14 protein-coding genes and 3 pseudogenes are annotated in these 19,850 nt (G+C 64.4%); 10 read left to right on the top strand and 7 right to left on the bottom strand.

Going from position 1 to position 19,850, the window contains the following annotated elements; all coding sequences use genetic code 11:
• Positions 1–44: 44 nt before the first annotated feature.
• The 4 genes from EKK97_RS16720 to EKK97_RS16710 all read right to left on the bottom strand — a co-directional run bounded on the left by EKK97_RS16720 (position 45) and on the right by EKK97_RS16710 (position 4,811).
• Positions 45–716, bottom strand: coding sequence for a haloacid dehalogenase type II (locus tag EKK97_RS16720; RefSeq protein ID WP_159553579.1), 672 nt, complete (start codon positions 714–716; stop codon positions 45–47).
• A gap of 383 nt (positions 717–1,099) precedes the next feature.
• Positions 1,100–2,194, bottom strand: coding sequence for an NADH:ubiquinone reductase (Na(+)-transporting) subunit F (locus tag EKK97_RS16715; protein ID WP_159553577.1), 1,095 nt, complete (start codon positions 2,192–2,194; stop codon positions 1,100–1,102).
• A 62-nt stretch (positions 2,195–2,256) separates the two neighbouring features.
• On the bottom strand, positions 2,257–2,994 hold the full coding sequence (locus tag EKK97_RS26265; RefSeq protein WP_340162888.1) for an HAD-IC family P-type ATPase: 738 nt from the start codon (positions 2,992–2,994) through the stop codon (positions 2,257–2,259).
• Positions 2,886–4,811 (bottom strand): heavy metal translocating P-type ATPase, encoded by a 1,926-nt coding sequence (locus EKK97_RS16710; RefSeq protein ID WP_340162887.1) that lies wholly within the window; start codon positions 4,809–4,811, stop codon positions 2,886–2,888. The genes EKK97_RS26265 and EKK97_RS16710 overlap by 109 nt, the downstream gene beginning before the upstream one ends.
• Before the next feature lie 408 nt (positions 4,812–5,219).
• Between EKK97_RS16710 and EKK97_RS26170 the strand changes: the two are divergent.
• From EKK97_RS26170 to EKK97_RS16665, 8 genes and pseudogenes are all read left to right on the top strand, one after another.
• Positions 5,220–6,871: pseudogene (locus tag EKK97_RS26170) on the top strand (ABC transporter substrate-binding protein).
• A 281-nt stretch (positions 6,872–7,152) separates the two neighbouring features.
• Positions 7,153–8,100: an ABC transporter permease gene (locus EKK97_RS16695; protein ID WP_159553571.1), complete on the top strand. Its 948-nt coding sequence runs from the start codon at positions 7,153–7,155 to the stop codon at positions 8,098–8,100.
• Complete coding sequence (locus EKK97_RS16690; RefSeq protein ID WP_201296906.1) at positions 8,087–9,010, top strand: ABC transporter permease; 924 nt, start codon at positions 8,087–8,089, stop codon at positions 9,008–9,010. Before EKK97_RS16695 ends, EKK97_RS16690 begins: the two co-directional genes overlap by 14 nt.
• Before the next feature lie 31 nt (positions 9,011–9,041).
• Positions 9,042–9,764 carry a GntR family transcriptional regulator gene (locus tag EKK97_RS16685; protein ID WP_159553569.1) on the top strand — a complete coding sequence of 241 codons (723 nt, stop codon included), beginning with the start codon at positions 9,042–9,044 and terminating at the stop codon, positions 9,762–9,764.
• Positions 9,765–9,838: 74 nt separating this feature from the next.
• Positions 9,839–10,927, top strand: coding sequence for an ABC transporter ATP-binding protein (locus EKK97_RS16680; RefSeq protein ID WP_159553567.1), 1,089 nt, complete (start codon positions 9,839–9,841; stop codon positions 10,925–10,927).
• Positions 10,917–11,972: an ABC transporter ATP-binding protein gene (locus EKK97_RS16675; RefSeq protein ID WP_159553565.1), complete on the top strand. Its 1,056-nt coding sequence runs from the start codon at positions 10,917–10,919 to the stop codon at positions 11,970–11,972. The genes EKK97_RS16680 and EKK97_RS16675 overlap by 11 nt, the downstream gene beginning before the upstream one ends.
• Before the next feature lie 11 nt (positions 11,973–11,983).
• A complete protein-coding gene (locus tag EKK97_RS16670) occupies positions 11,984–13,315 on the top strand; it encodes an MFS transporter (RefSeq protein ID WP_159553563.1) in 1,332 nt (443 codons plus the stop codon).
• Positions 13,316–13,329: 14 nt separating this feature from the next.
• Positions 13,330–14,645, top strand: a pseudogene (locus EKK97_RS16665) (NAD(P)/FAD-dependent oxidoreductase).
• 212 nt (positions 14,646–14,857) lie between these two features.
• Here the strand turns inward: EKK97_RS16665 and EKK97_RS16660 are convergent.
• On the bottom strand, positions 14,858–16,018 hold the full coding sequence (locus EKK97_RS16660) for a M20 aminoacylase family protein (RefSeq protein WP_159553561.1): 1,161 nt from the start codon (positions 16,016–16,018) through the stop codon (positions 14,858–14,860).
• A gap of 351 nt (positions 16,019–16,369) precedes the next feature.
• Between EKK97_RS16660 and EKK97_RS16655 the strand changes: the two genes are divergently transcribed.
• On the top strand, positions 16,370–17,824 hold the full coding sequence (locus tag EKK97_RS16655) for an aldehyde dehydrogenase family protein (RefSeq protein ID WP_159553559.1): 1,455 nt from the start codon (positions 16,370–16,372) through the stop codon (positions 17,822–17,824).
• 132 nt (positions 17,825–17,956) lie between these two features.
• On the opposite strand, the gene EKK97_RS16650 is transcribed toward EKK97_RS16655, so the two are convergent.
• Positions 17,957–18,154 (bottom strand): heavy-metal-associated domain-containing protein, encoded by a 198-nt coding sequence (locus tag EKK97_RS16650; protein WP_159553557.1) that lies wholly within the window; start codon positions 18,152–18,154, stop codon positions 17,957–17,959.
• A 272-nt stretch (positions 18,155–18,426) separates the two neighbouring features.
• Between EKK97_RS16650 and cueR the strand changes: the two genes are divergently transcribed.
• A complete protein-coding gene (gene cueR, locus EKK97_RS16645) occupies positions 18,427–18,843 on the top strand; it encodes a Cu(I)-responsive transcriptional regulator (protein ID WP_159553555.1) in 417 nt (138 codons plus the stop codon).
• A gap of 15 nt (positions 18,844–18,858) precedes the next feature.
• Here cueR and cmoB read toward each other — a convergent pair.
• Positions 18,859–19,850: pseudogene (gene cmoB, locus EKK97_RS16640) on the bottom strand (tRNA 5-methoxyuridine(34)/uridine 5-oxyacetic acid(34) synthase CmoB).

The following is a 19,850-nucleotide window of genomic DNA, read 5'->3' as shown; positions in this document are numbered from 1 at the left end:
GTGGGCGAAGCGCGGGGCCGCATCGAGGAGGGAGGCTTCGTACTTTAGAGGCCCACCAGAGCGGCCAGGCCGCCCATGTCCTTGATCTCGTGTGTGGCGTAGTTCGGCATCAGGTTCGGTTCATGGTTGCGGTTGACCAGAACGCGCGCGCCGTAGCCCAAGTCGGAGGCGGACATGAGATCGTAGCGGAAGCTGCTGGAGACGTGCATGCACTCTGCCGGTGAGCAGCCGAGCTGGTCGAACATGTATTCGAAGGCCTGGAGGCGCGGCTTGTAGGCACGGGCCTGCTCTGCGGTGAAGACATGGGCGAACGGGGCGCCGAGCTTTTCGACATTCCGGTAGATCTGATCGTTGTCGGCGTTGGACAGGATCACCAGCGGAATTTCATGGGCGACCTTGAGCAGACCTTCCGGCACGTCCGGGTGCGGGCCCCAGGTCGGTACGGAGTGGTAGATCTCCAGTGCCTCCTCCTCGCGGAACTCGAGCTTCCACTTGCGGCAAGTGCGCTCGACCGAGTTGCGAACGACGTCTTTGAACGGCTTCCAGTCGCCCAGGACCTCGTCGAGGCGATAGACCCTGAAATCCTCGACGAAAGCATCCATCTGCGCCGGGCTGATGCGATCCGCGAAGATCCTGCGCGCCGACGGGCCCATCTGGAAGTTGGTCATCGTGCCATAGCAATCGAAGGTGATGTACTTCGGCTTGAATGTGCTCATGAGTTGGGTTTCCTGTTTTTTTCGATGGTGAAAGAAAAGCCCTTCGGCGTAGTAAGCAGTATCCTGGAGGCATTGCCTCACGAATTGGGTTCATTCACTTTGCGCCGTAAACCCATTACACCATGTAGGTGCAAACAGATGGTTTCGATGCATGGGGGGGAAACCGCAAGAAACGTCGCTTTTTGGGGTGCTCGCGGCATATATAAGCGTCCGTTCGGGTAACTTGTTGCTCAGGGTTTCCAGTCCGGTCAACTTTTGGAAATGCAGTCGTGGCCACGGCCCAAGGCTCATGAGTTCAAGTCGTTGGGTCATGGCTTGTGCCGCCATGACGGACCGGCCTGCCCACACGGCAAGCCGATCTCAAGCGACAGATAGTATCTGGGCTAGGAGGCCGTCGATTGGCAGCAGGAGCAGGCAGCGTTGGCGTCACTCTGGGCGGCTTGTTCTTCCGGCGTGACTGCGGTGGGCTCGCGGTCGGCCGAGGTATAGAAGGCATCGGCATGGATGTGGTCCGCCGGCACACCGCGGGCCGCAAGCAGTTCGGTAGCCGCTTCCACCATAGGGGGCGGGCCGGCCAGGTAGGCGCGGTAGCTGGTCAACCCGTCCTCGTTCGCCGCCATGAACTCGGTGACCAGACCGGTGGCGCGCTCGGTGGAACCGGTGGGCTCTGACAGCACGATATTGACCTGCAGGTTGGCGTGACGTGCGGCCAGGTCCTGGAAGTGGGCTTCCAGGTAGACGTCACGCTCGTCGCGGACGCCGATATAGAGGTGTATAGGCTGACGCATGCCGGCGGCCAGCGCCGTTTCGAGGATCGACTTCACCGGCGCCAGACCGGAACCGCCGGCCACCGCGACGATGGGGCCGGCATGGCGCTCGCGCAGGTATGAGCTGCCGAAAGGCCCCTCCACTGCCACCCGGTCGCCTACCGTCAACCTGCTGGCCACATGAGTGCTGGTAGTACCGCCCGGGACATGGCGCACGTGAAACTCGAGTATGGGTTCGTCCGGGCGATTGGCCATGGAGTACTCGCGGGTCGGGCAGCCGGGGAAGGTTACCTGGGCGTACTGGCCGGCGGTGAAGGCAAGGTGTCCGTCGCCTTCCAGGCGCAGTTGGACCCGCTTGATGTCGTGGGTGAGGTCGTCGAGCGCTACCACGGTACCCTCTACCTTGCGCACCGGGTGGGCGGCTCGCGCGTCGTCATCGAGTAGCCAGGCGACGGTGCAGTCGCGGCGGGGCAGGGCGCGGCAGGCGAGTATCAGGCCGGCGTCGCGCTCCTCGTCGGTCAGCGAGAAGCGCGTGTGGGGGAGCAGATCGACCTCACCCTCCACCAGCCGCGTCTTGCAGGCGCCGCAACGGCCGGCGCGGCAGCTATGGGGATAATCGATGCCTGCTGCCATGGCGGCATCGAGAAGGGTGTCGCCATCCTCCACGGTGATGGTCTGGCCGGCAGTGGTGATCTGAACGTCGTGGCTCATCTTCTTGTTCTCCGAGCTGGGTGTGCGCCTCCTGTTTGGGAGGCATGTCGTCAGGCAGGCATTTAGGCGGCTTGTGGGACCTGGCGGCCCGGTGCCGCGGCCTCATCCGCTGCGATCGCGATCGGCGGCCGGAAGCCCTTGAGGCGCAGCGCATTGGTGAGGACACAGATGCTCGAGGCGGCCATGGCCACGGCGGCGAAGATCGGCGAAAGCAGGATTCCGAAGGCGGGAAACAGCACGCCGGCGGCCACCGGGATCAGCACGGTGTTGTAGGCGAAGGCCCAGAAGAGGTTCTGCTTGATGTTGCGGATGGTGGCCCGCGACAGTGCAATGGCATTGGGCACGTTGCGCAGGTCGCCGGACATCAGCACCACCTCGGCCGACTCGATGGCAATGTCGGTACCGGTACCGATGGCGATCCCCACGTCGGCCTGGGCCAGCGCCGGGGCATCGTTGATTCCGTCGCCCACGAAGGCCACCAAGTCACCATCTGCCTGCAGGCGCTTCACCGCATCCACCTTGCCGTCGGGCAGCACTTCGGCCACCACCTTGTCGATACCAAGGCGGCGGGCAATGGCTTCGGCGGTGCGCCGGTTGTCGCCGGTGATCATCGCGACCTGCAGGCCTTCGGCGTGCAGCGCGCGGATGGCGGCCGGCGTGGACTCCTTGATGGGGTCGGCGACGGCGATGATCACGGCCAGGCGGCCATCAATGGCCGCATAGAGCGGTGACTTGCCCTCGTCGGCGAGCCGGTGTGCGGTCTGGGTAAAGGCTTCCACGTCCAGGCCCAGTTTGCGCATGTAGCGGTCGGCACCGACGTCCACCCGGTGCCCATCGACCCGGGCTGCGACCCGAAGCCGGGGATGGCCTCGAAGCCCTGGATGGTGGCGGTTTCCAGCCCGCGGGCCTTGGCCGCGTTGACGATCGCCTCGGCGATGGGGTGTTCCGACTGTCGCTCGACGGAAGCTACCAGGCGCAGGGTATCGGCCTCGTCGAAGCCATCGGCCACGACCAGGTCGGTGAGTTCGGGTCGGCCCTTGGTCAGGGTGCCGGTTTTGTCCAGCGCTATTACCTTGGCGTCACGCAGCGACTGCAGGGCTTCGCCCTTGCGGAACAGCACGCCCATCTTCGCCGCCTTGCCGGTACCCACCATGATCGAGGTGGGGGTGGCTAGGCCCATGGCGCAGGGGCAGGCAATGATGAGCACTGCCACGCCGTTGACCAGGGCGAAGGTCAGCGCCGGGGCGGGGCCGAAGATCAGCCAGACGCCGATGGTGGCCAGGGCCGCGACGATCACCGCCGGTACGAAGTAGTTGGTGACCTTGTCGACCATGGCCTGGATGGGCAGCTTCGAGCCCTGGGCCTGCTCGACCATGCGTACGATCTGGGCAAGCAGGGTGTCGGCGCCGACTTTGGTGGCGCGGAAGGTGAAGCTGCCTACCTTGTTGATGGTGCCGCCGACCACGTCCGCGCCGGCTTCCTTGCGTACCGGCACGGGTTCGCCGGTAATCATCGACTCGTCGACGAAGGAGCTACCGTCAATGACCTGGCCGTCCACCGGGATCTTCTCGCCGGGCCGCACCAGCACGCTATCGCCTTGGCGCACCTCGTCGATGCCGATTTCCATTTCCTCGCCATCGCGGACCACGCGGGCGGTCTTGGCCTGGAGCTTCATCAGCGCCTTGATTGCCTCGCTGGTGCGCCCCTTGGCAATCGCTTCGAAATAGCGGCCGACGAGGATCAGCGTAATGATTACCGCTGAGGCTTCGAAGTAGACGTTCACCGTGCCGGCCGGCAGCACCTGGGGCAGGAAGGTCGCCACCACCGAATAGCCCCAGGCCGCGGTGGTACCCAGCATCACCAGCGAGTTCATGTCGGGGCCGCCGCGCATCAGGGCGGGCCAGCCTTTCTGGTAGAAGCGCAGACCGGGACCGAACTGCACCACCGAGGCCAAAGCGAAGAACAGGTAGAACAGGTTCTGCTGGCCCACGCTCATGTGCAGCCAGTGATGCAGCATGGGGATGAAGTGCGAGCCCATGTCCAGTACGAAGACGGGCAGGGTGAACACCGCGGCGATGGTGACCGCGCGCTTCAGCTCGGCGATTTCCCGTTCGCGGGCCTCGCGTTCGCGGTCGCTGCGGTCCGGTGCGTCGCTGGCGGCTTCGGCGTCGTAACCCGCCGCCTGCACGGCCTCGATCAGGCGCTGCGGGGTCACGGCCTCGGCGACCACTCTCACGGTCGCCGTTGACGTGGCCAGGTTGACATTGGCCTCGAGCACGCCGGGTAAGTCCGCGAGCTTGCGCTCCACGCGGCCGACGCAGGAGGCGCAGGTCATGCCCTTGACTGTCAATTCGATGGTATCGGTAACGGCAGGGTAGCCGGCGCTGCCCACCGCCTGTACGACACCGGCGAGGTCTGTCCGGTCGGAAGCGAATGCCACCTGGGCGCGCTGGGTGGCCAAGTTGACGGAAGCGTCGACGACCCCTGGCACGCCGCGAATCGCCTTCTCGACCCGGCCGACGCAGGAGGCGCAGCTCATGCCTTCGATGGCCAGGGAGTACACATCGGCTTCGCCGCGGGTGTTCTTGTTTGTTGACGGTATGTTGTCGGTTGGCATGGTCACCTCCTCTGGTGTGCCGCAGGGGATATTGGGAAGCCTAAACCTTCTCATCATGGGAAGGTCAAGAATCTTTCTGAGCGGCTTGTATGTTGTCTACAAAAGACTGTTGACAAAATTTTTTTCGTCTCCCTATCTTTTTTCAACAGTGCAAGGCTTGGCGAAGTGGCGCGGGATACCTGATGGCGCGTGGCGAGATGCCCAAGCGTGACGGCAGCGAGAGGGGTGGCAGCGTGGGTTCGGCACGGCATCCAGAGGCGTCAGGCATCGTTCTCTTGACTTTCCGATCGCCTCTTGACCTTCCCAGTATGGGAAGGTCTAAGTTCCCAAATAACGCCATCGCGACCCACTAGAGCGGGGCATGCCGGCCAGCAGGCGGAGTGCTCGTGGCCAGCATCAATCTGGCCAATGGCGGTGCCGCGATCGCGCAACGACCGATCAACAACAAGAGAGGCGGGATGCCCCAGCGAAATCCTTCGCTACATGACGTTCTGCACAATAACAAGCAAGAGGGTGAGACCCATGAATACTCCAAACTGCCTAAAGGCGGTACCCGCCCTGCTCCGAGGGGTGGCTGTCGCTGTCATGATCGGCCCCATGGCCGCTTCGGCCTCGGCAGCCTCCGGTGGAAAAGTCGTCTTCGGTGAGCTGTTCACACCGGCGTCGGGCTGGGCGGTGGAGACCATCGATGCCTACGTGTTGTCGCGGGCCGGCTGTCTGGAGGGACTGACGCGCATGGACTACGACGCTACGATCAAGCCGGCGCTGGCCGAGTCCTGGGAGCAAGTATCGCCGACGGAGTGGGAGTTCCAGCTTCGTGAGGGAGTGACCTTCAATGACGGCACTGCCCTGACGCCGCAAGTCGTCAGCGATCAGCTCAATCGGCTGTTGAACGTGGCGACCCCGCCCCCGGGTTTTTCGCCGAGCGTGATCGAATCCGTCGAGCCAGCGGGTGAGCGCACCGTGCGTATCGTCACCAAGGCACCGGATGTCTTCGTGCCCAACCGCTTGGCCAACCCCAACACCGGTATCCTGTCGCCCGCCGCGTTCGCCGGCGACCGTATCAACCCGGTGGGTCACTGCACGGGACCCTTCGAGATCGTGCGCGAAATTCCCCGCCAGGGCCTGGAGCTCAAGCGCAACGAGAACTATTGGGGGGCGAGGTGCAGCTGGCCGAAGGAGAGGTGCGCTACATCCCCGACGGGCAAGTGCGTTCCATGATGGTGGAAACCGGTGAGATTCATATCGCTCGCCAGATACCCGCGGCGGCGCTGGCACAGATGGAGCGCTCGCAGAAGCTGAAGGTGCACACCGTCGAGGCGCCGCGAACCACCTCGCTCTATCTCAACAACCGCCGTGCGCCGCTGGATAACATGAAGGTTCGACAGGCGATCCAGAGCGCCATCGACGTGGCCGGCATCGCCGAAGCGGTCTACGAAGGCTCGGTGAGTCCGGCAGTGGGACAGTTCTCGCCGAACACCCCCTGGGCGCCCGAGAATGCCTCGGTCATTCCCCAGGACCTGGAGCGAGCCCGTCAGCTGCTGGCGGAGTCGGGAATACCGGCAAGCGAGCTTCGTCTCGAGCTGCTGGCCTATGTGGAGCGCCCGGTGCTGGCCGACCTGGCCGCGGTCATCCAGTTCCAGCTTCAGCAACTGGGCATGCAGGTCAATATACGGGTCTCGGAGTATGGAGCGATCGAGCCGCAGCTGCTCTCGGGCGACTTCGACATGGTCCTGCTCTCGCGCGGCTACCTCACCGACGTGGCGGACCCGATCGGCACCCTGGCCGAGGATTACGGATGTAACGGCAGCTACAACCTGGCCGGCTTCTGCGATCCGGAGGTGGATGCACAGCTGGAGAGAGCGAGAGCGCTGGTGGAGCCTGAGGAACGCAATGCCATCTACCGGGACATCGCTGCGCGCCTGCAGGAGGAAGCGGTGAATGTCTTCCTGATCCACGAGACCATCAGTGAGGCGGTCGCCAACACGGTGGAGAACTACCAGGTGCATGTCTATGAGCGCACCGCCTTCCACAAGGACCTGGAAGTGAACTCGCTCTAGCGGCTCGTCGTTAGGAAGCGCTGATTCATGTCGCGAGTCCTGCATTGCGTCAGCGCTTCCCGAACGAAGATGACAACAATAACGGAGACCCCTCTGATGAACAGCCCGAGACTTCAGCCCCCAAGACTGCCTTCCACGATCCTCGACCGGCAGAGCCCCGCGAGACGTCGTGGCTGACTGCCCGCCGGTGAGGATGGTGTCGATGCGACGCATGGCATCACGGCGCCTGGTTCCGACCGCGTCGGAGCGGGATCCGCGCAAACCCTGGGAGGGCTGACAAAATGCCTATTTTTATCCTACGCCGATTCGCGGTGCTGGTGCTGGCGCTGCTGGTCGTCACGTTTCTGGTCTTTCTCATCCCCTATATCGGGGAGACGGATCCGGTGCGGGCGCTGGCTCGGGCGCGCTTCGGTCGCCTGGACCTGAATGCGGCCACCATCGAGGCACTACGCCTCGAGCTGGGAATGCACCGGCCGTTGGTCGTGCAATATCTGGACTGGCTGCGCAGTGCGGTGACGGGCGATTTCGGCAACTCGTACATGAGTCGTGAGCCCGTCGTCGAGCAGGTCTGGTCAGCGCTCAAGGTATCCGTCGTGCTGACGCTGGCGTCGCTGGGCTTCGCCTTCGCCGTGGCCGTTCCCACCGGCAGCATCGCTGCCCTGCGGCGGGGCGGCTCCTTCGACATGGCGACCAAATCGCTTAGCCAGGCGTTCGTCGCCGTGCCGGAATACTGGCTCGCCCCCATGAGCATTCTGGTCTTTGCGCTCTATCTGGGCTGGCTGCCGTCAGCGGGCTGGCGGGGGCCGGAGTCGGTGATCCTGCCGGCCCTGGCGTTGTCGCTGCGTCCCATGGGCTATTTTACCCAGGTCATGCGAGCCTCGATGATCGACGTGCTCAACTCCCCCCATATCGTGGCGGCGCATAGCCGCGGCATGAGCGTCCGGCGCACGCTGATCGCCCATGGCCTGCGCAACGCCCTGCTGCCCGTGATCACGCTGTTCTCGGTATGGATGGCCGGCCTGCTGGGTGGGGCGGTGGTCATCGAGGTCATCTTCGCGGTACCCGGCATGGGCCGGCTGGTCTACTCGGCGATCGTCAATGGCGACATACCGGTGCTGCAGGCGGGCCTGGTCGCCATCGTGACCCTGGCTGTCGTGATCAACACGGTCACGGACCTGGCCTACACCGTTCTCAACCCGGTAGTGAGGATCGACAATGCCACAGCTTGATACCCCCCTGTCGCCGGACAGCGTGCAGGGCATGAGATCGAGAATGGGCAACCTGCACATGGTGAAGACCTGGCTTGTCCATCTCTCCCGACACAACCGCACGCTGTTGGTGGCCGGCAGCGTCTTCGCCACGGTGATCTTGCTCCTGCTGCTCACGCCCTGGATAGCGCAACACGACCCGTCGGCAATGACGCTTGCGCAGCGCTTTGCAGGCCCCAGTGCGGAACACTGGCTGGGGCAGGATCACCTGGGCCGGGATGTCTTCAGTCGCCTGCTCTATGGCGGCCAGTTCTCGGTCTCCATTACCACCATTACCCTGGTGATCTCGGCCGTGCTTGGCACCCTGCTGGGCGTGATCAGTGCCCGGGTCGGCGGCGCCGTGGATGAATTCCTGATGCGCCTCGTGGACCTGATGATCTCGTTTCCCGATGTGCTGGTGGCACTGCTCCTGGTCGCCATCCTGGGGCCGGGCTATGGCACGCTGGTTCTGGCGCTCGTCCTGACCGGCTGGACGCCGTTTGCCCGCATGACGCGTGGGCTGGCGCTGGAGATCAACGCCAAGGATTATATCCGCGCGGCGGAGATACTCGGCTGCTCGCGCACCTTCATCATCGTGTATCACGTGATTCCCAACGTCCTGAGGCCGCTGGCCACGATCGCGTTCCTGCGCTTCGGCCACAAGCTGATCACGGTGGGAAGCCTCTCCTTCCTGGGGCTTGGGGTACAGCCGCCCGATACGGATTGGGCCGCGATGCTGGCCGAGGCGCTGCCCTATCTGGATCGTGCCCCCGCCCTGGTATTCATTCCCGGCCTGGCCATCTTCATCACCGCATTGAGCGTCACGCTGGTCGGGCAGGGCTTGGAGGCGCATCTGGATGCGAAGATGAAGTGGCGTCACGAAAGTAAATGAATGCGTTTCGATCGAGATAAGGAGAGTCGTCATGATGCAGCTGCATGCGGGACCGAAACCCGTCGTTCGCTCGACCATGTCGAGCATGGTCACTGAACAGATTCGCGATGCCATCCTGTCTGGTGCCTATCCGCCGGGCATGCAGTTGAACGAAAAACTGGTCGCCGAGAGCTGTGGCGTCAGCCGCGGGCCGGTCAGGGAGGCCATCCAGCGTCTCCTGCAGGAGGGGCTGCTGGTCAGCGAGCCGCACCGTGGCGTTTTCGTGCTGGAACTCACGGAGGACGATCTCGAGGACATCTATTTTACCCGGGATGCGGTAGAGCGCGCGGCCTTGCGGCGCATTGTCCAGTCCGGTCGCGGAGAAGAGCTTTCTGCTCGACTCCGGGCCATCGTGGCGTCCATGCGCAAGGCCGTCGAGCAGGAGGCGTGGACCGAAGTCGCTTCCCTGGATATTCGCTTTCACTCCGAGCTGGTGAATGCCGCCGGCAGTCGGCGGCTGTCCCGCCTGTTTGCCACGCTGATGGCGGAAATGGGGCTCTGCCTCAATCAGTTGCTCGGAGTCTACCGCGGCCGCGGTCGGCTGATCGAAGAGCACGAGTACCTGGCAGAGCTGGTAGCGAGCGGCGATACCGAAAAGCTCGAAAAAGCCATGGCCGACCATCTCCAGGAACCGGTCGAGACCATCTGCAATGCCTGGGAGAGGGCGAGGCAGGAAAACGGACGATTGGCGACCTCGGGTGCGGCGAAAGGCTGAGCCGCAATGCCGGATATCGAATAGGCCTGGCTAGACACAATCACCCACATAATCACAACAGAGGGGATGAAAAAATGCTTGCCAACCAAACGATCGTGCAGCAACAGCTACGACCGGAGGCATGCGCCCCGGTGCTCGAAGTCGAGCATCTCACCGTCGGTGTTCCCGGGGTCGGTGCCATCATCAGCGACCTGAACCTGACCATTCGGCGCGGTGAGATTCTGGCCCTGGTCGGCGAATCGGGCTCCGGCAAGAGCATGACGGCGCGCAGCCTGATGCGTCTGATGCCCTCCGGCATCTCGATACTCGGAGGGTCGGTACGCGTCGGCGGGGAAGAGGTGCTTGGCCTGTCCGAGGAGAATTTCAACAAGATCCGTGGCTCCAGGATCGCGATGCTGTTTCAGCAGCCGCACGTGATGCTGGATCCGACCTGCACGGTGGGCGCCCAGGCCGGCGAGGCGCTGCACGTCCACCAGCATCTGACCGCCGAAGAGGAGCATGAGCGGGTCGTTCAGCTGTTCCGCGACGTGGGCATCCCCGAGCCCGAAGAACGGATGAAGTGCTATCCGCACCAGATGTCCGGGGGGATGGCGCAGCGGGTGATGATCGCAGCGGCCCTGAGCGCCGATCCCGACCTTCTCATCGCCGACGAGCCGACCACGGCGCTGGACGTTACCGTTCAGGCGCAGATTCTGCAGCTGCTGGATCGCAAGCGGCGTGAACGCAACCTCTCCATCCTGCTGATCACCCATGATCTCTCGGTGGTCTCGGCGATCGCGGATCGGGTGGCCGTTATGTACTCGGGCGAGATCGTGGAGCAGGGTACCACCGACGAGATCCTGCACAGCCCCAAGCACCCTTACACGCAATCGCTGATTCATTGTTCCCTCCTGCAGGCGGATGAGTCGGGCGAGCTCTACGCCATACCGGGCACGCCCCCGGAACTGCTGTCGAAGATCCCGGGGTGCCGGTTCCGTTCGCGCTGTCAGGTCGCCGAAACGTGGGGGCACCCGGAAGTCTGCTCGCGAGTTGCCCCCCCAATGGTCGAGCATGGCGGCCCCGGTTGCTGCGCACGCTGCTGGGTCGGGGCGCCGAACGACGTCCAGGCGCAGGCCATCAGGATCTGCCAGACCGAACTGGAGGGCCATCGAGATGGCTGTTGAGACACGCACCGTTCCTCATGCGGCGGGCAGCCCGATTCTGCGCATCACCGACGTCATGAAATACTATCCGCTGCGCGGCGGTCTTTTCCGCCCGCGACGGCAGGTACGTTCCGTGGATGGCATCAGCCTCGCCGTCGCCAAGGGCGAATCCCTGGGGCTGGTGGGCGAGTCGGGGTGCGGCAAGAGCACCCTGGCGCGGCTGATTCTCGGCATGTCGTCGCTGACCTCGGGCCATATCGATATCGACGGCATCGACGTCTCGTCGGCCGAAGGAGGCGAGCGCAGGCGTCTGCGCCGCACCGTTCAACTGGTGTTCCAGGATCCCTTCAGTGCGCTGGACCCCCGTATGACGATAGGCCGCAGCCTGTATGCGCCGTTGTCGCAGAACCGCATCGGGACCCGGTCCGAGCGGCTGCAGCGGATCATCCGGGCCCTGGACGATGTCGGCCTGGATTCGAGCTTCATCAACCGTTTCCCCAGCCAGTGCTCCGGGGGACAGCTGCAGCGGGTAGTGATCGCGCGTGCCCTGCTGCTCGAGCCGCAGGTGCTGGTATGTGACGAGCCGACCTCGGCGCTGGATTCCTCGATGCGCTCTCAGATCCTGAACCTCCTGGCATCGCTCAGGAAGCGCTACGATCTCACTCTGGTGGTCATCTCCCATGACCTGCGTGTGGTGCATTACCTCTGCGATCGAGTGGCGGTGATGTACTTGGGCCGCATCGTCGAGGTGGCCGAGAGCGAGGAGCTCTTCGCGAACCCGCTGCATCCCTACACCCGCTCGCTGATCAACGCCTCGATGCTCGAGGAGAAAGGACTCGAAGGGTGTGCCATGGCACGCGGTGAACCGCCAAGCCCGATTGCGCCGCCGTCGGGTTGTAGTTTCCATCCCCGCTGCCCCATTGCCAGGCCGGCGTGCAGCCGTTCCCTTCCCGAATTGATCGCCACCAGCGAGGGGCACCAGGTTCGCTGCCCCTATCATGCCGCTGCGCCAGGGGAGGGTGACCCTGCCGGTCGGCTGGACATGGCGGCAGCGAGTTCCGGCTAGCGAGGTGGATCATGTTCGAACCCCTGCAGGATTGGCGATACCGACGTTTGTTCTCTGCCCAGTGCATGGCCCTGCTGGGGACGGGCCTTGCCACCATCGCGCTGGCGCTGCTGGCCTACGAGCTGGCGCAGGAGCGGGCGGGGGTGGTCATGGGCACGGCGCTGGCCATCAAGATGGTCGCCTACGTCATCGTCGCACCGCTGGCGCAGGCCTTCGCCGAGCGCTTGCCTCGACGAGGGGTGCTGATCGTGCTGGAAATGCTGCGAGGCAGCGTGGTGCTGCTGCTCCCCTTCGTCACTGAGGTGTGGCAAGTCTATGTGCTGATCTTCGTGCTGCAGTCGGCATCGGCGGCGTTCACGCCGACGCTGCAGGCCACGATTCCCGCGGTGCTGCGTGAGGAGAGTCGTTACGTGAAGGGGCTCGCCCTGACCCGGCTGGCGCACGACCTGGAAAACCTGCTCAGCCCCCTGCTGGCCGCCTACCTGTTGACCCTGATGTCCTTCAACCTGCTGTTCGTCGGCACGGCGCTGGGGATGTTCGCGTCGGCGGCGCTCATCGCCACCACGATCCTGCCGCGCGTCGAGCGCACCGAGCAGCGTTCCTATGCCGCCCGCGCACTGCGGGGAGTGAGGATCTTCGTCCATACCCCCAGCCTGAAGGGGCTCACCGCCATCCACTTCGCCATCGCCGCAGGCGGTGCCATGGTGCTGGTGAATACTGTGGTCTACGTACAGGGCGTGCTGGCGTTGGGGCAGCGCGAGGTGGCGCTGGTCATGGCCTGCTTCGGTGTCGGTTCCATGAGCGTGGCGCTGCTGGTGCCTCACATCATCCATCGTGTCCGGGACCGGACCATCATGCTGGCGGGTTGCCTGGCCACCGTGCTGGCGATGGCCATCGGGGCGCTGACACCGCAGACGCTATGGAGCCTGCTGCTGCTCTGGCCGCTACTAGGGGCCGCCCTGGGCGCGGGTGTGACCACGGCGGGGCGGGTACTGCTCCATTCGTCCAGAGAGAGTGACCGTCCTGCGGTCTTTGCGGCGCATTTCTCCATTTCGCATGCGGCCTGGTTGGTAACCTACCCCACCGCCGGCGTGGTGGGCGCCCGATATGGTCTCGATGCTGCCTTCCTGGTGCTTGGCGTGCTGGCGCTGCTGGGAACCGTGCTGGCCGTGCGCGCCTGGCCGGCCGGGCTGGTGCTGACGGTGGAGCATGAGCATGCGGACCTGTCCCCCGACGACCCTCACCTCGCGGATGCCCAGGGCGGGCGCCACGCCCATCCCATCGTGATCGACGACCTGCATGGCAGCTGGCCAGCCCCGGGTGGCCGAGTGGGTCGCCTGTAAAGGAGTTACTTGCCGTGTCTCCAACGATAAAGCACATCCCAAGTGACGAGAGCCTTCCTCCATCGGCGGAGGTCGTCATCATAGGCGGCGGCATCATCGGCGCAACCACAGCCTATTTTCTAGCCAGACGGGGCCTTTCTGTCGCCCTGATCGAGAAGGGCTATGTCGGCTGCGAACAGTCGAGTCGCAACTGGGGCTGGTGCCGACAGCAGAACCGTGATGCCCGTGAATTGCCTATCTCCGGCATAGCCATGCGGCTATGGGACGAACTCACCGCGGAGATAGGCATTGACCTCGGGTTTCGCCGTTGCGGCCTCCTGTACGCGACCGACGATGCCAAGCAACTCGCTCAATGGGAAAGCTGGCTTGAGACGGCACGCCAGTTTGGCATCAATACACGGATATTAAGCCCTGCGGAGGCGACCTCCGCGATTCCGTCTGTAGGTCGCAAATGGCTGGGCGGCGTCCACTCCGTCGATGATGGCAAGGGGGAGCCCGCCATCGCGGCGCCGGTGATTGCCGAGGGGGCGCGCGCACTTGGCGCCAGCATTCACCAGAACTGCGCCGCCTACGGTCTCGATATCACCAATGGCGCGGTGACGGGCGTGGTCACCGAAAAAGGGGGGATCCGGACCAATGCGGTCTTGTGTGCCGCCGGCGCCTGGGCATCGGCGTTCTGTCGGCGCCACGGGATTCGCTTCCCCCAAGCGAGCGTGCGCCAGACCGCGCTGCGTACTCGGCCGGCGCCGAACATCGGCGAGGCGCTCTACACACGGGATTGCACGCTTACCCGCCGTCTCGATGGCAGTTATACCGTGGCCCTCAGTGGCAAGGCACGGCTTGAAATCACCCCCCAGGGCATCCGCTATGGCAAGGAGTTCCTGCCCATGTTCATCAAGCGGCTGGGCGCCATGGAGTTCGGCATCGGCGACTCTTTCGTTCACGGTCCTGAAGGGTTGGCCGGCTGGGGTTCGGATAAGCCCTACGCGTTTGAGCGCAACCGTGTGCTCGATCCCGCGGCAAGGTCCGCGGCCGCGATTCTGGAGCAGGTCCGAAAGCGCTTCCCGGCGCTGGCGAACATCGAAATGGCCGAGTCCTGGGGGGCTATGTGGATTGCACGCCCGACGCGGTGCCGGTGATCTCCACCGTGGAGGATATATCAGGTTTCGTTCTTGCTGCGGGTTGTTCCGGACATGGGTTTGGCCTGGGTCCGGGGCTCGGCTACCTGGCGGCTGACCTGGTCGCCAACGATACCCCCTGTGTCGATCCCAAGCCCTACAGTCTCTCGCGCTTGCTCGATGGCTCGAAGGTGGAGGTGGGTGCGCTATAACTCGGGCTAACCGTGCCGCGCTGTCGGTACTCGGATCCGCATCCTGCCCAATCATGCCTGCGCCAACGGCGCCCAGCACGGCAGTGTCATGTGGTTCGCGAAGGTTCCGATGTCATTGAGGCCGAATGGCCGCGTTTCGGAGGCTGGTGATCGATAGCAGCCCTTCCGGTATTGCGGGAAAAGGCTGGGGTGTCGTTCACCAACACTGCCACTCAGATCGACAGATGGCGTTCGACCAGTGCGACATGCAGGCGAATTCCGATTCCCAGCACATCGTCGTTGAAGTCGTAACGGGGATGATGCAGCGGTACGTCCGCATCACCGCGACCCTGGCCCAACCAGAGATAAGCGCCCTTGCATGCCTGCAGCATGAAGGCGAAATCCTCCGAGGTGAAGGCCGGTTCCGGCGCGAGTTCGGCGCGGGCAACGCCGGCGGCAGCGGCCAACGCCTCGTCGGCGGCAGCCGCGTCATTGATCGTCGCCGGGTAGTAGCGCTGGTAGGTCACGGTCATGCGTGTGCCGCTGGCCAGGGCCACGCCCTCTGCGACCTGCCGCAAGGCTTCCTCGATCCTGTCCTGCACCGCGATGTCGAAGGTGCGCACCGTGCCGACAACGCGGACGGCAGCGGGAAGGACGTTGTGCGAACTTCCTCCCTCGATCTGGGTCACGGAGAGCACCGCCGTGGACATCGGCGGAATCCGGCGTGACACCAGCCCATTGAGCTGGGTGACGAGGTCGCTGGCTGCCAGGATTGCGTCGGGTGTCTTGTGCGGCATCGCGGCATGGCCGCCGCGCCCCTCAACCAGGATTTCAAACTTGTCGGCCGCCGCCATGATCGGCCCCGGCCGCGTCGAAACCGTCCCGGCCGGAAGATCCGGCCAGTTGTGGAAGGCGAAAACCCGATCGCAGGGAAACCGCTCGAACAGCCCGTCCTCGACCATGGCGCGGGCGCCGGCGTGCCCTTCTTCGGCCGGCTGAAAAATGAAATAGACGGTACCGTCGAAACGACGGGTGCGCGCCAGTTGCTGGGCGGCGCCCAGCAGCATTGCCACATGCCCGTCGTGACCGCAGCCATGGAAGACGCCCGGGTTGCGGCTGGCGTAGGGCAGGCCGGTTTCCTCATGAAAAGGCAGCGCATCCATATCGGCGCGCAAGCCGATAGCGCGATCGGAACTGCCTACCTTGAGGGAAGCGACGACACCGGTTCCACCGATGCCGGTATGGACTTCCAGCCCGAGCTGGCGCAGCGCCTCTTCTATCTTGCGCGACGTACGGCGTTCTTCGTAGGCAAGTTCGGGGTGGGCATGCAGGTCGCGGCGAAACGATACCAGCGGCGCCACCAGATCATCGATTTCCGATCCCTTGTCTGACATTTTCAGCCTCCATCGAGCAGCTTCAGCCATGTTCCGCCCCTTCGGGTTGCCGGAAGGGTGTGCTCATATCATGCACGAGAGCCGCGACAGTATCTTGCCAATACCGGGTGGTTTAATGGCATTTCCTACCGTTCACTCTGCGAAATGAGCAGCCCGTACTGCATGGCTGGCGTTAAAGTGAACGGCAACGGAAAACACTGACTTTGTTCGTTCTTTACCGCGGCTCCCCGTGTCGATCCAGCATCCATCAGTTCGTGATTGCTAGGCCGGGGTTTTTCTGAGCCCGGTCACTTCGAGCCCGTGTTTCTTGCTCATTTCGGAAGCCCACAGTCGTTTAGAGGATAGACTTCCATGACCTCGCCCATCACACATCTCAACAACGCAGGCCTTCTAGTTCGCATGTTCATCGACGGCGAGTGGACCTTGCCCGAGCACCCGACCCGAATCGATGTCGTCGATCCTTCGACGGAGGAGCCCATTGCCGGGATCGCCCTGGGTGGCCGCGCGGACGTCGACATGGCGGTGGCCGCGGCGAGGCGGGCCTTCGCGGGCTGGGCCGCCACCTCGCCCGAAAGCCGGGCTCAGTTTCTGGATCGCGTCCATGCCCTCCTTCTCGAGCGCGTGGAACTGTTTGCTCAGGCGATCTCTCAGGAGATGGGAGCGGCTATCGGCTATGCGCGCAGCGCTCAGGTGCCGCTGGCGGCGGAACACATTCGTGTGGCGCGGGACAACCTGGCCACCTATCCCTTCATCACCCATCGTGGCACCACGGCCATCCTGCGCGAGCCAATCGGAGTGTGTGGCCTCATCACGCCCTGGAACTGGCCGCTCTACCAGATCACCGCCAAGGTAGGCGCTGCCCTGGCGGCGGGGTGTACGATCGTGCTGAAGCCAAGTGAGCTGTCGCCCCTTAGCGCCTTGCTCTTCGCGGAGGTGGTGCAGGACGCCGGCATTCCGGCGGGCGTCTTCAACCTAGTGAACGGCGATGGTCCCGGGGTCGGTGCGGCCCTGTCGGCCCATCCCGATGTGGACATGATCTCGCTGACCGGCTCGACCCGGGCCGGTGTCCTGGTGAGCCAGGCGGCCGCCCCGACAGTGAAACGGGTGGCCCTGGAACTCGGCGGCAAGTCGCCCAACGTCATCCTGCCGGATGCGGACCTGGCTCGTGCCGTCGCGCCCGGCGTGGCGGCCGCGTTCCGCAACCTCGGACAGTCCTGCAGCGCCCCTACGCGCATGATCGTGCCCCGCCGGCACCTACGGGAGGTCGAGCGTCTCTCGCGCGAGGCGGTATCCGGCATGGTGGTCGGCGATCCGCGTGCGGAGGCGACGACCCATGGCCCAGTGGCGAACCGCGCCCAGTTCGAACGCGTACGGCAGATGATCGACGTCGGGATCGGCGAGGGCGCGCGGCTCGTCTGCGGTGGGGCTGGCCGGCCCGAGGGCCTGGAGCGGGGCTTCTACGTTCGTCCCACCGTCTTCTCCGAAGTGCGGTCTGGAATGAGGATCGCCCAGGAGGAAATCTTCGGGCCGGTCCTCTGCGTCATTCCCTATGACACCGTCGATGACGCCGTGGCGATTGCCAACGACACCGTCTACGGCCTCGGCGCCCACATCCAAGGTGGAGATCTCGAGGCGGCGCGGGCCGTGGCGGCTCGGATCCGCGCTGGGCAGGTGCACATCAACTATCCGGCCTGGGACCCAAGTGCACCCTTCGGCGGCTACAAGCGCTCGGGTAACGGCCGCGAATACGGCATCGAGGGCATGGAGGAGTATCTGGAGACGAAGGCCGTGCTGGGATTCTCGTGAGCCCCGGCGAAGCGTCATGCATGCCAGGGAATGGGGCGCAGCGCGCCGGAGTGGTACCACCCGGATGGCTGATGAGGTCGGTGGCGAATCAGGGGGCCACGGATACGCGCCGTACCCTCGGCCCCCTCAGTGCTACGCCAGCTCGTTGGGATAGCCGGCTTCTTCGAGGACAGCCGCCAGGGCTGCCGTGTCGGAGCTGCTCTCGACGGTCACTTGGCGCTGTGCCAGGTCGATGTCCACGCTGGCATTGGCATCGACAGTCTTGATCGCGGTGGTGACGGTCGAGGCGCAGTGGCCGCAGGTCATCTGGGGAACATTGAACGTTGGCATGATCCTTCCTCATTGGGTTTTGGGGAGTTTTCAGCCTAAGGCTTCCCACCATTGGAAGGTCAAGCGGGAAAGCAAGATTATCCGCCGCCCCTGGCGGGCTGGGGTGCTGGCATATCCTCGGTGGCGACTTCGAGCGCGTGGTGGCACAGAGGACGTCTCTCGCGAAGTTTCCTATCCTTGGAGAGTTGGCCCCACTGTTTGGGGTTCAAGGCAGGCCCCCTCAGTGGTTCGTAATGGGGTGGCCCTGCGTGTCCATGACTTGGAGGTACCCGATGAATATCGGTCAAGCGTCGAAGGCATCCGGCATCTCGGAAAAGATGATTCGCTACTACGAGAGTATCGGCCTCATTGCCCCGGCCAAACGGACGGAGTCGGGGTATCGGATCTTCAGCGAGAAGGACGTTCACGCGCTGCGTTTCATCTCCCGGGCCCGTGACCTGGGCTTCTCGGTGGAGCAGATGGGTAACCTGCTCGCCCTGTGGCAGGACCGCCATCGGGCCAGTGCCGACGTCAAGGCCGTCGCCCAGGCGCACATCGAGGAGCTGGATGGCAAGATCAAGAAACTGCAGGGTATGCGCCGTACCCTGGAGCACCTGGTGAAGCACTGCCATGGCGACGAGCGCCCGGAGTGTCCGATCCTCGGCGACCTGGCGGCAGAAAGCCTCGAACTGGAAGCCGAGACTCCCTGACGCAGCATCTGCTCACTACGTTGGTCTCGTCGCCATCACCACCGCCCGGCGGGGCGCGGGTAGCCCTCGCGGGTGCGCGTGGGGTCGGCCGGGTCGAGGAAGTCGGCCAGCGACTGGAAGGTCATCCACTCGGTGGAGCGCTGCTCCTCCAGGGACGTGAACGCTTCGTCCACTACCCGCACGTCAACGAAGCCGCAGCGTTCGAGCCACTGGCACAGCGCTGCGGAAGAGGGCAGGAAGTAGACGTTGGGCATGGCGGCGTAGCGCTCGCCGGGCAGCAGCACCGTGGTGGCGTCACCTTCCACCACCAGCGTCTCCAGCACCAGCTCGCCGCCGGGGCGCAGGGCGTCCTTTAGCTGCAGCAGATGCTCCAGCGGAGAAGGACGGTGGTAGAGCACACCCATGGAGAACACCGTGTCGAAGAAACCGAGCCGCTCGGGCACGTCCTCGATGCCCACCGGCAGGAAGTGGGTGCGCCCGCCGTCGGCATCGCTGACGAAGTGACGCAGCGCCTGGAACTGGTAATAGAAGCGTGGCGAGGGGTCGATCACCAGCACGAAGGCGGCACCGGCGCCGGCCATGCGCCAGGCGTGGTAGCCGCTGCCGCCGCCCACGTCGAGCACCCGCCTGCCGGTCAGCGGGGCCAGGTGGGGGGAGACCCGCTGCCACTTCCAGTCGGAACGCCACTCGGTGTCGATATGAATACCGGCGAGCCGGTAGGGGCCCTTGCGCCACGGCGATAGCTTCCTCAGCAGGTTCTCGCACTGCCGCCGCCGGCTGTCATCGAGGGTGCAATTTACCGTCACGGTATCGACGTCCAACTGGACGTCGCGTGCCTCGGGTAGGGCGGGCAGCTTGGCCACCGCCTTCTCCCAGGCCGGCAGATCGCCGTAGCGCTTGCGGTCTAGCCCGCGGGCCAACTGCTCCGGCAGGCGAGCAAGCCAGGAGTCCAGCCCCTGGTCGATAAAGGCGCGGTAAAGAGAGCGCTGCTCTGGAGGAATCGCCAC

The sequence above is a fragment of the Billgrantia tianxiuensis genome, assembly GCF_009834345.1.
GTDB lineage: Bacteria > Pseudomonadota > Gammaproteobacteria > Pseudomonadales > Halomonadaceae > Halomonas > Halomonas tianxiuensis.
The sequence above is the reverse complement of the archived record's forward strand: the minus strand, read 5'-3'. Positions and strand labels throughout refer to the sequence as shown.

Excerpts from the sequence above, each read along its gene's own strand:
- EKK97_RS16720 (WP_159553579.1), bottom strand. The coding sequence starts at position 716 with ATGAGCACATTCAAGCCGAAGTACATCACCTTCGATTGCTATGGCACG.
- EKK97_RS16715 (WP_159553577.1), bottom strand. The coding sequence starts at position 2,194 with ATGAGCCACGACGTTCAGATCACCACTGCCGGCCAGACCATCACCGTG.
- EKK97_RS26265 (WP_340162888.1), bottom strand. The coding sequence starts at position 2,994 with ATGCGCAAACTGGGCCTGGACGTGGAAGCCTTTACCCAGACCGCACAC.
- EKK97_RS16710 (WP_340162887.1), bottom strand. The coding sequence starts at position 4,811 with ATGCCAACCGACAACATACCGTCAACAAACAAGAACACCCGCGGCGAA.
- EKK97_RS16695 (WP_159553571.1), top strand. The coding sequence starts at position 7,153 with ATGCCTATTTTTATCCTACGCCGATTCGCGGTGCTGGTGCTGGCGCTG.
- EKK97_RS16690 (WP_201296906.1), top strand. The coding sequence starts at position 8,087 with ATGCCACAGCTTGATACCCCCCTGTCGCCGGACAGCGTGCAGGGCATG.
- EKK97_RS16685 (WP_159553569.1), top strand. The coding sequence starts at position 9,042 with ATGATGCAGCTGCATGCGGGACCGAAACCCGTCGTTCGCTCGACCATG.
- EKK97_RS16680 (WP_159553567.1), top strand. The coding sequence starts at position 9,839 with ATGCTTGCCAACCAAACGATCGTGCAGCAACAGCTACGACCGGAGGCA.
- EKK97_RS16675 (WP_159553565.1), top strand. The coding sequence starts at position 10,917 with ATGGCTGTTGAGACACGCACCGTTCCTCATGCGGCGGGCAGCCCGATT.
- EKK97_RS16670 (WP_159553563.1), top strand. The coding sequence starts at position 11,984 with ATGTTCGAACCCCTGCAGGATTGGCGATACCGACGTTTGTTCTCTGCC.
- EKK97_RS16660 (WP_159553561.1), bottom strand. The coding sequence starts at position 16,018 with ATGTCAGACAAGGGATCGGAAATCGATGATCTGGTGGCGCCGCTGGTA.
- EKK97_RS16655 (WP_159553559.1), top strand. The coding sequence starts at position 16,370 with ATGACCTCGCCCATCACACATCTCAACAACGCAGGCCTTCTAGTTCGC.
- EKK97_RS16650 (WP_159553557.1), bottom strand. The coding sequence starts at position 18,154 with ATGCCAACGTTCAATGTTCCCCAGATGACCTGCGGCCACTGCGCCTCG.
- cueR (WP_159553555.1), top strand. The coding sequence starts at position 18,427 with ATGAATATCGGTCAAGCGTCGAAGGCATCCGGCATCTCGGAAAAGATG.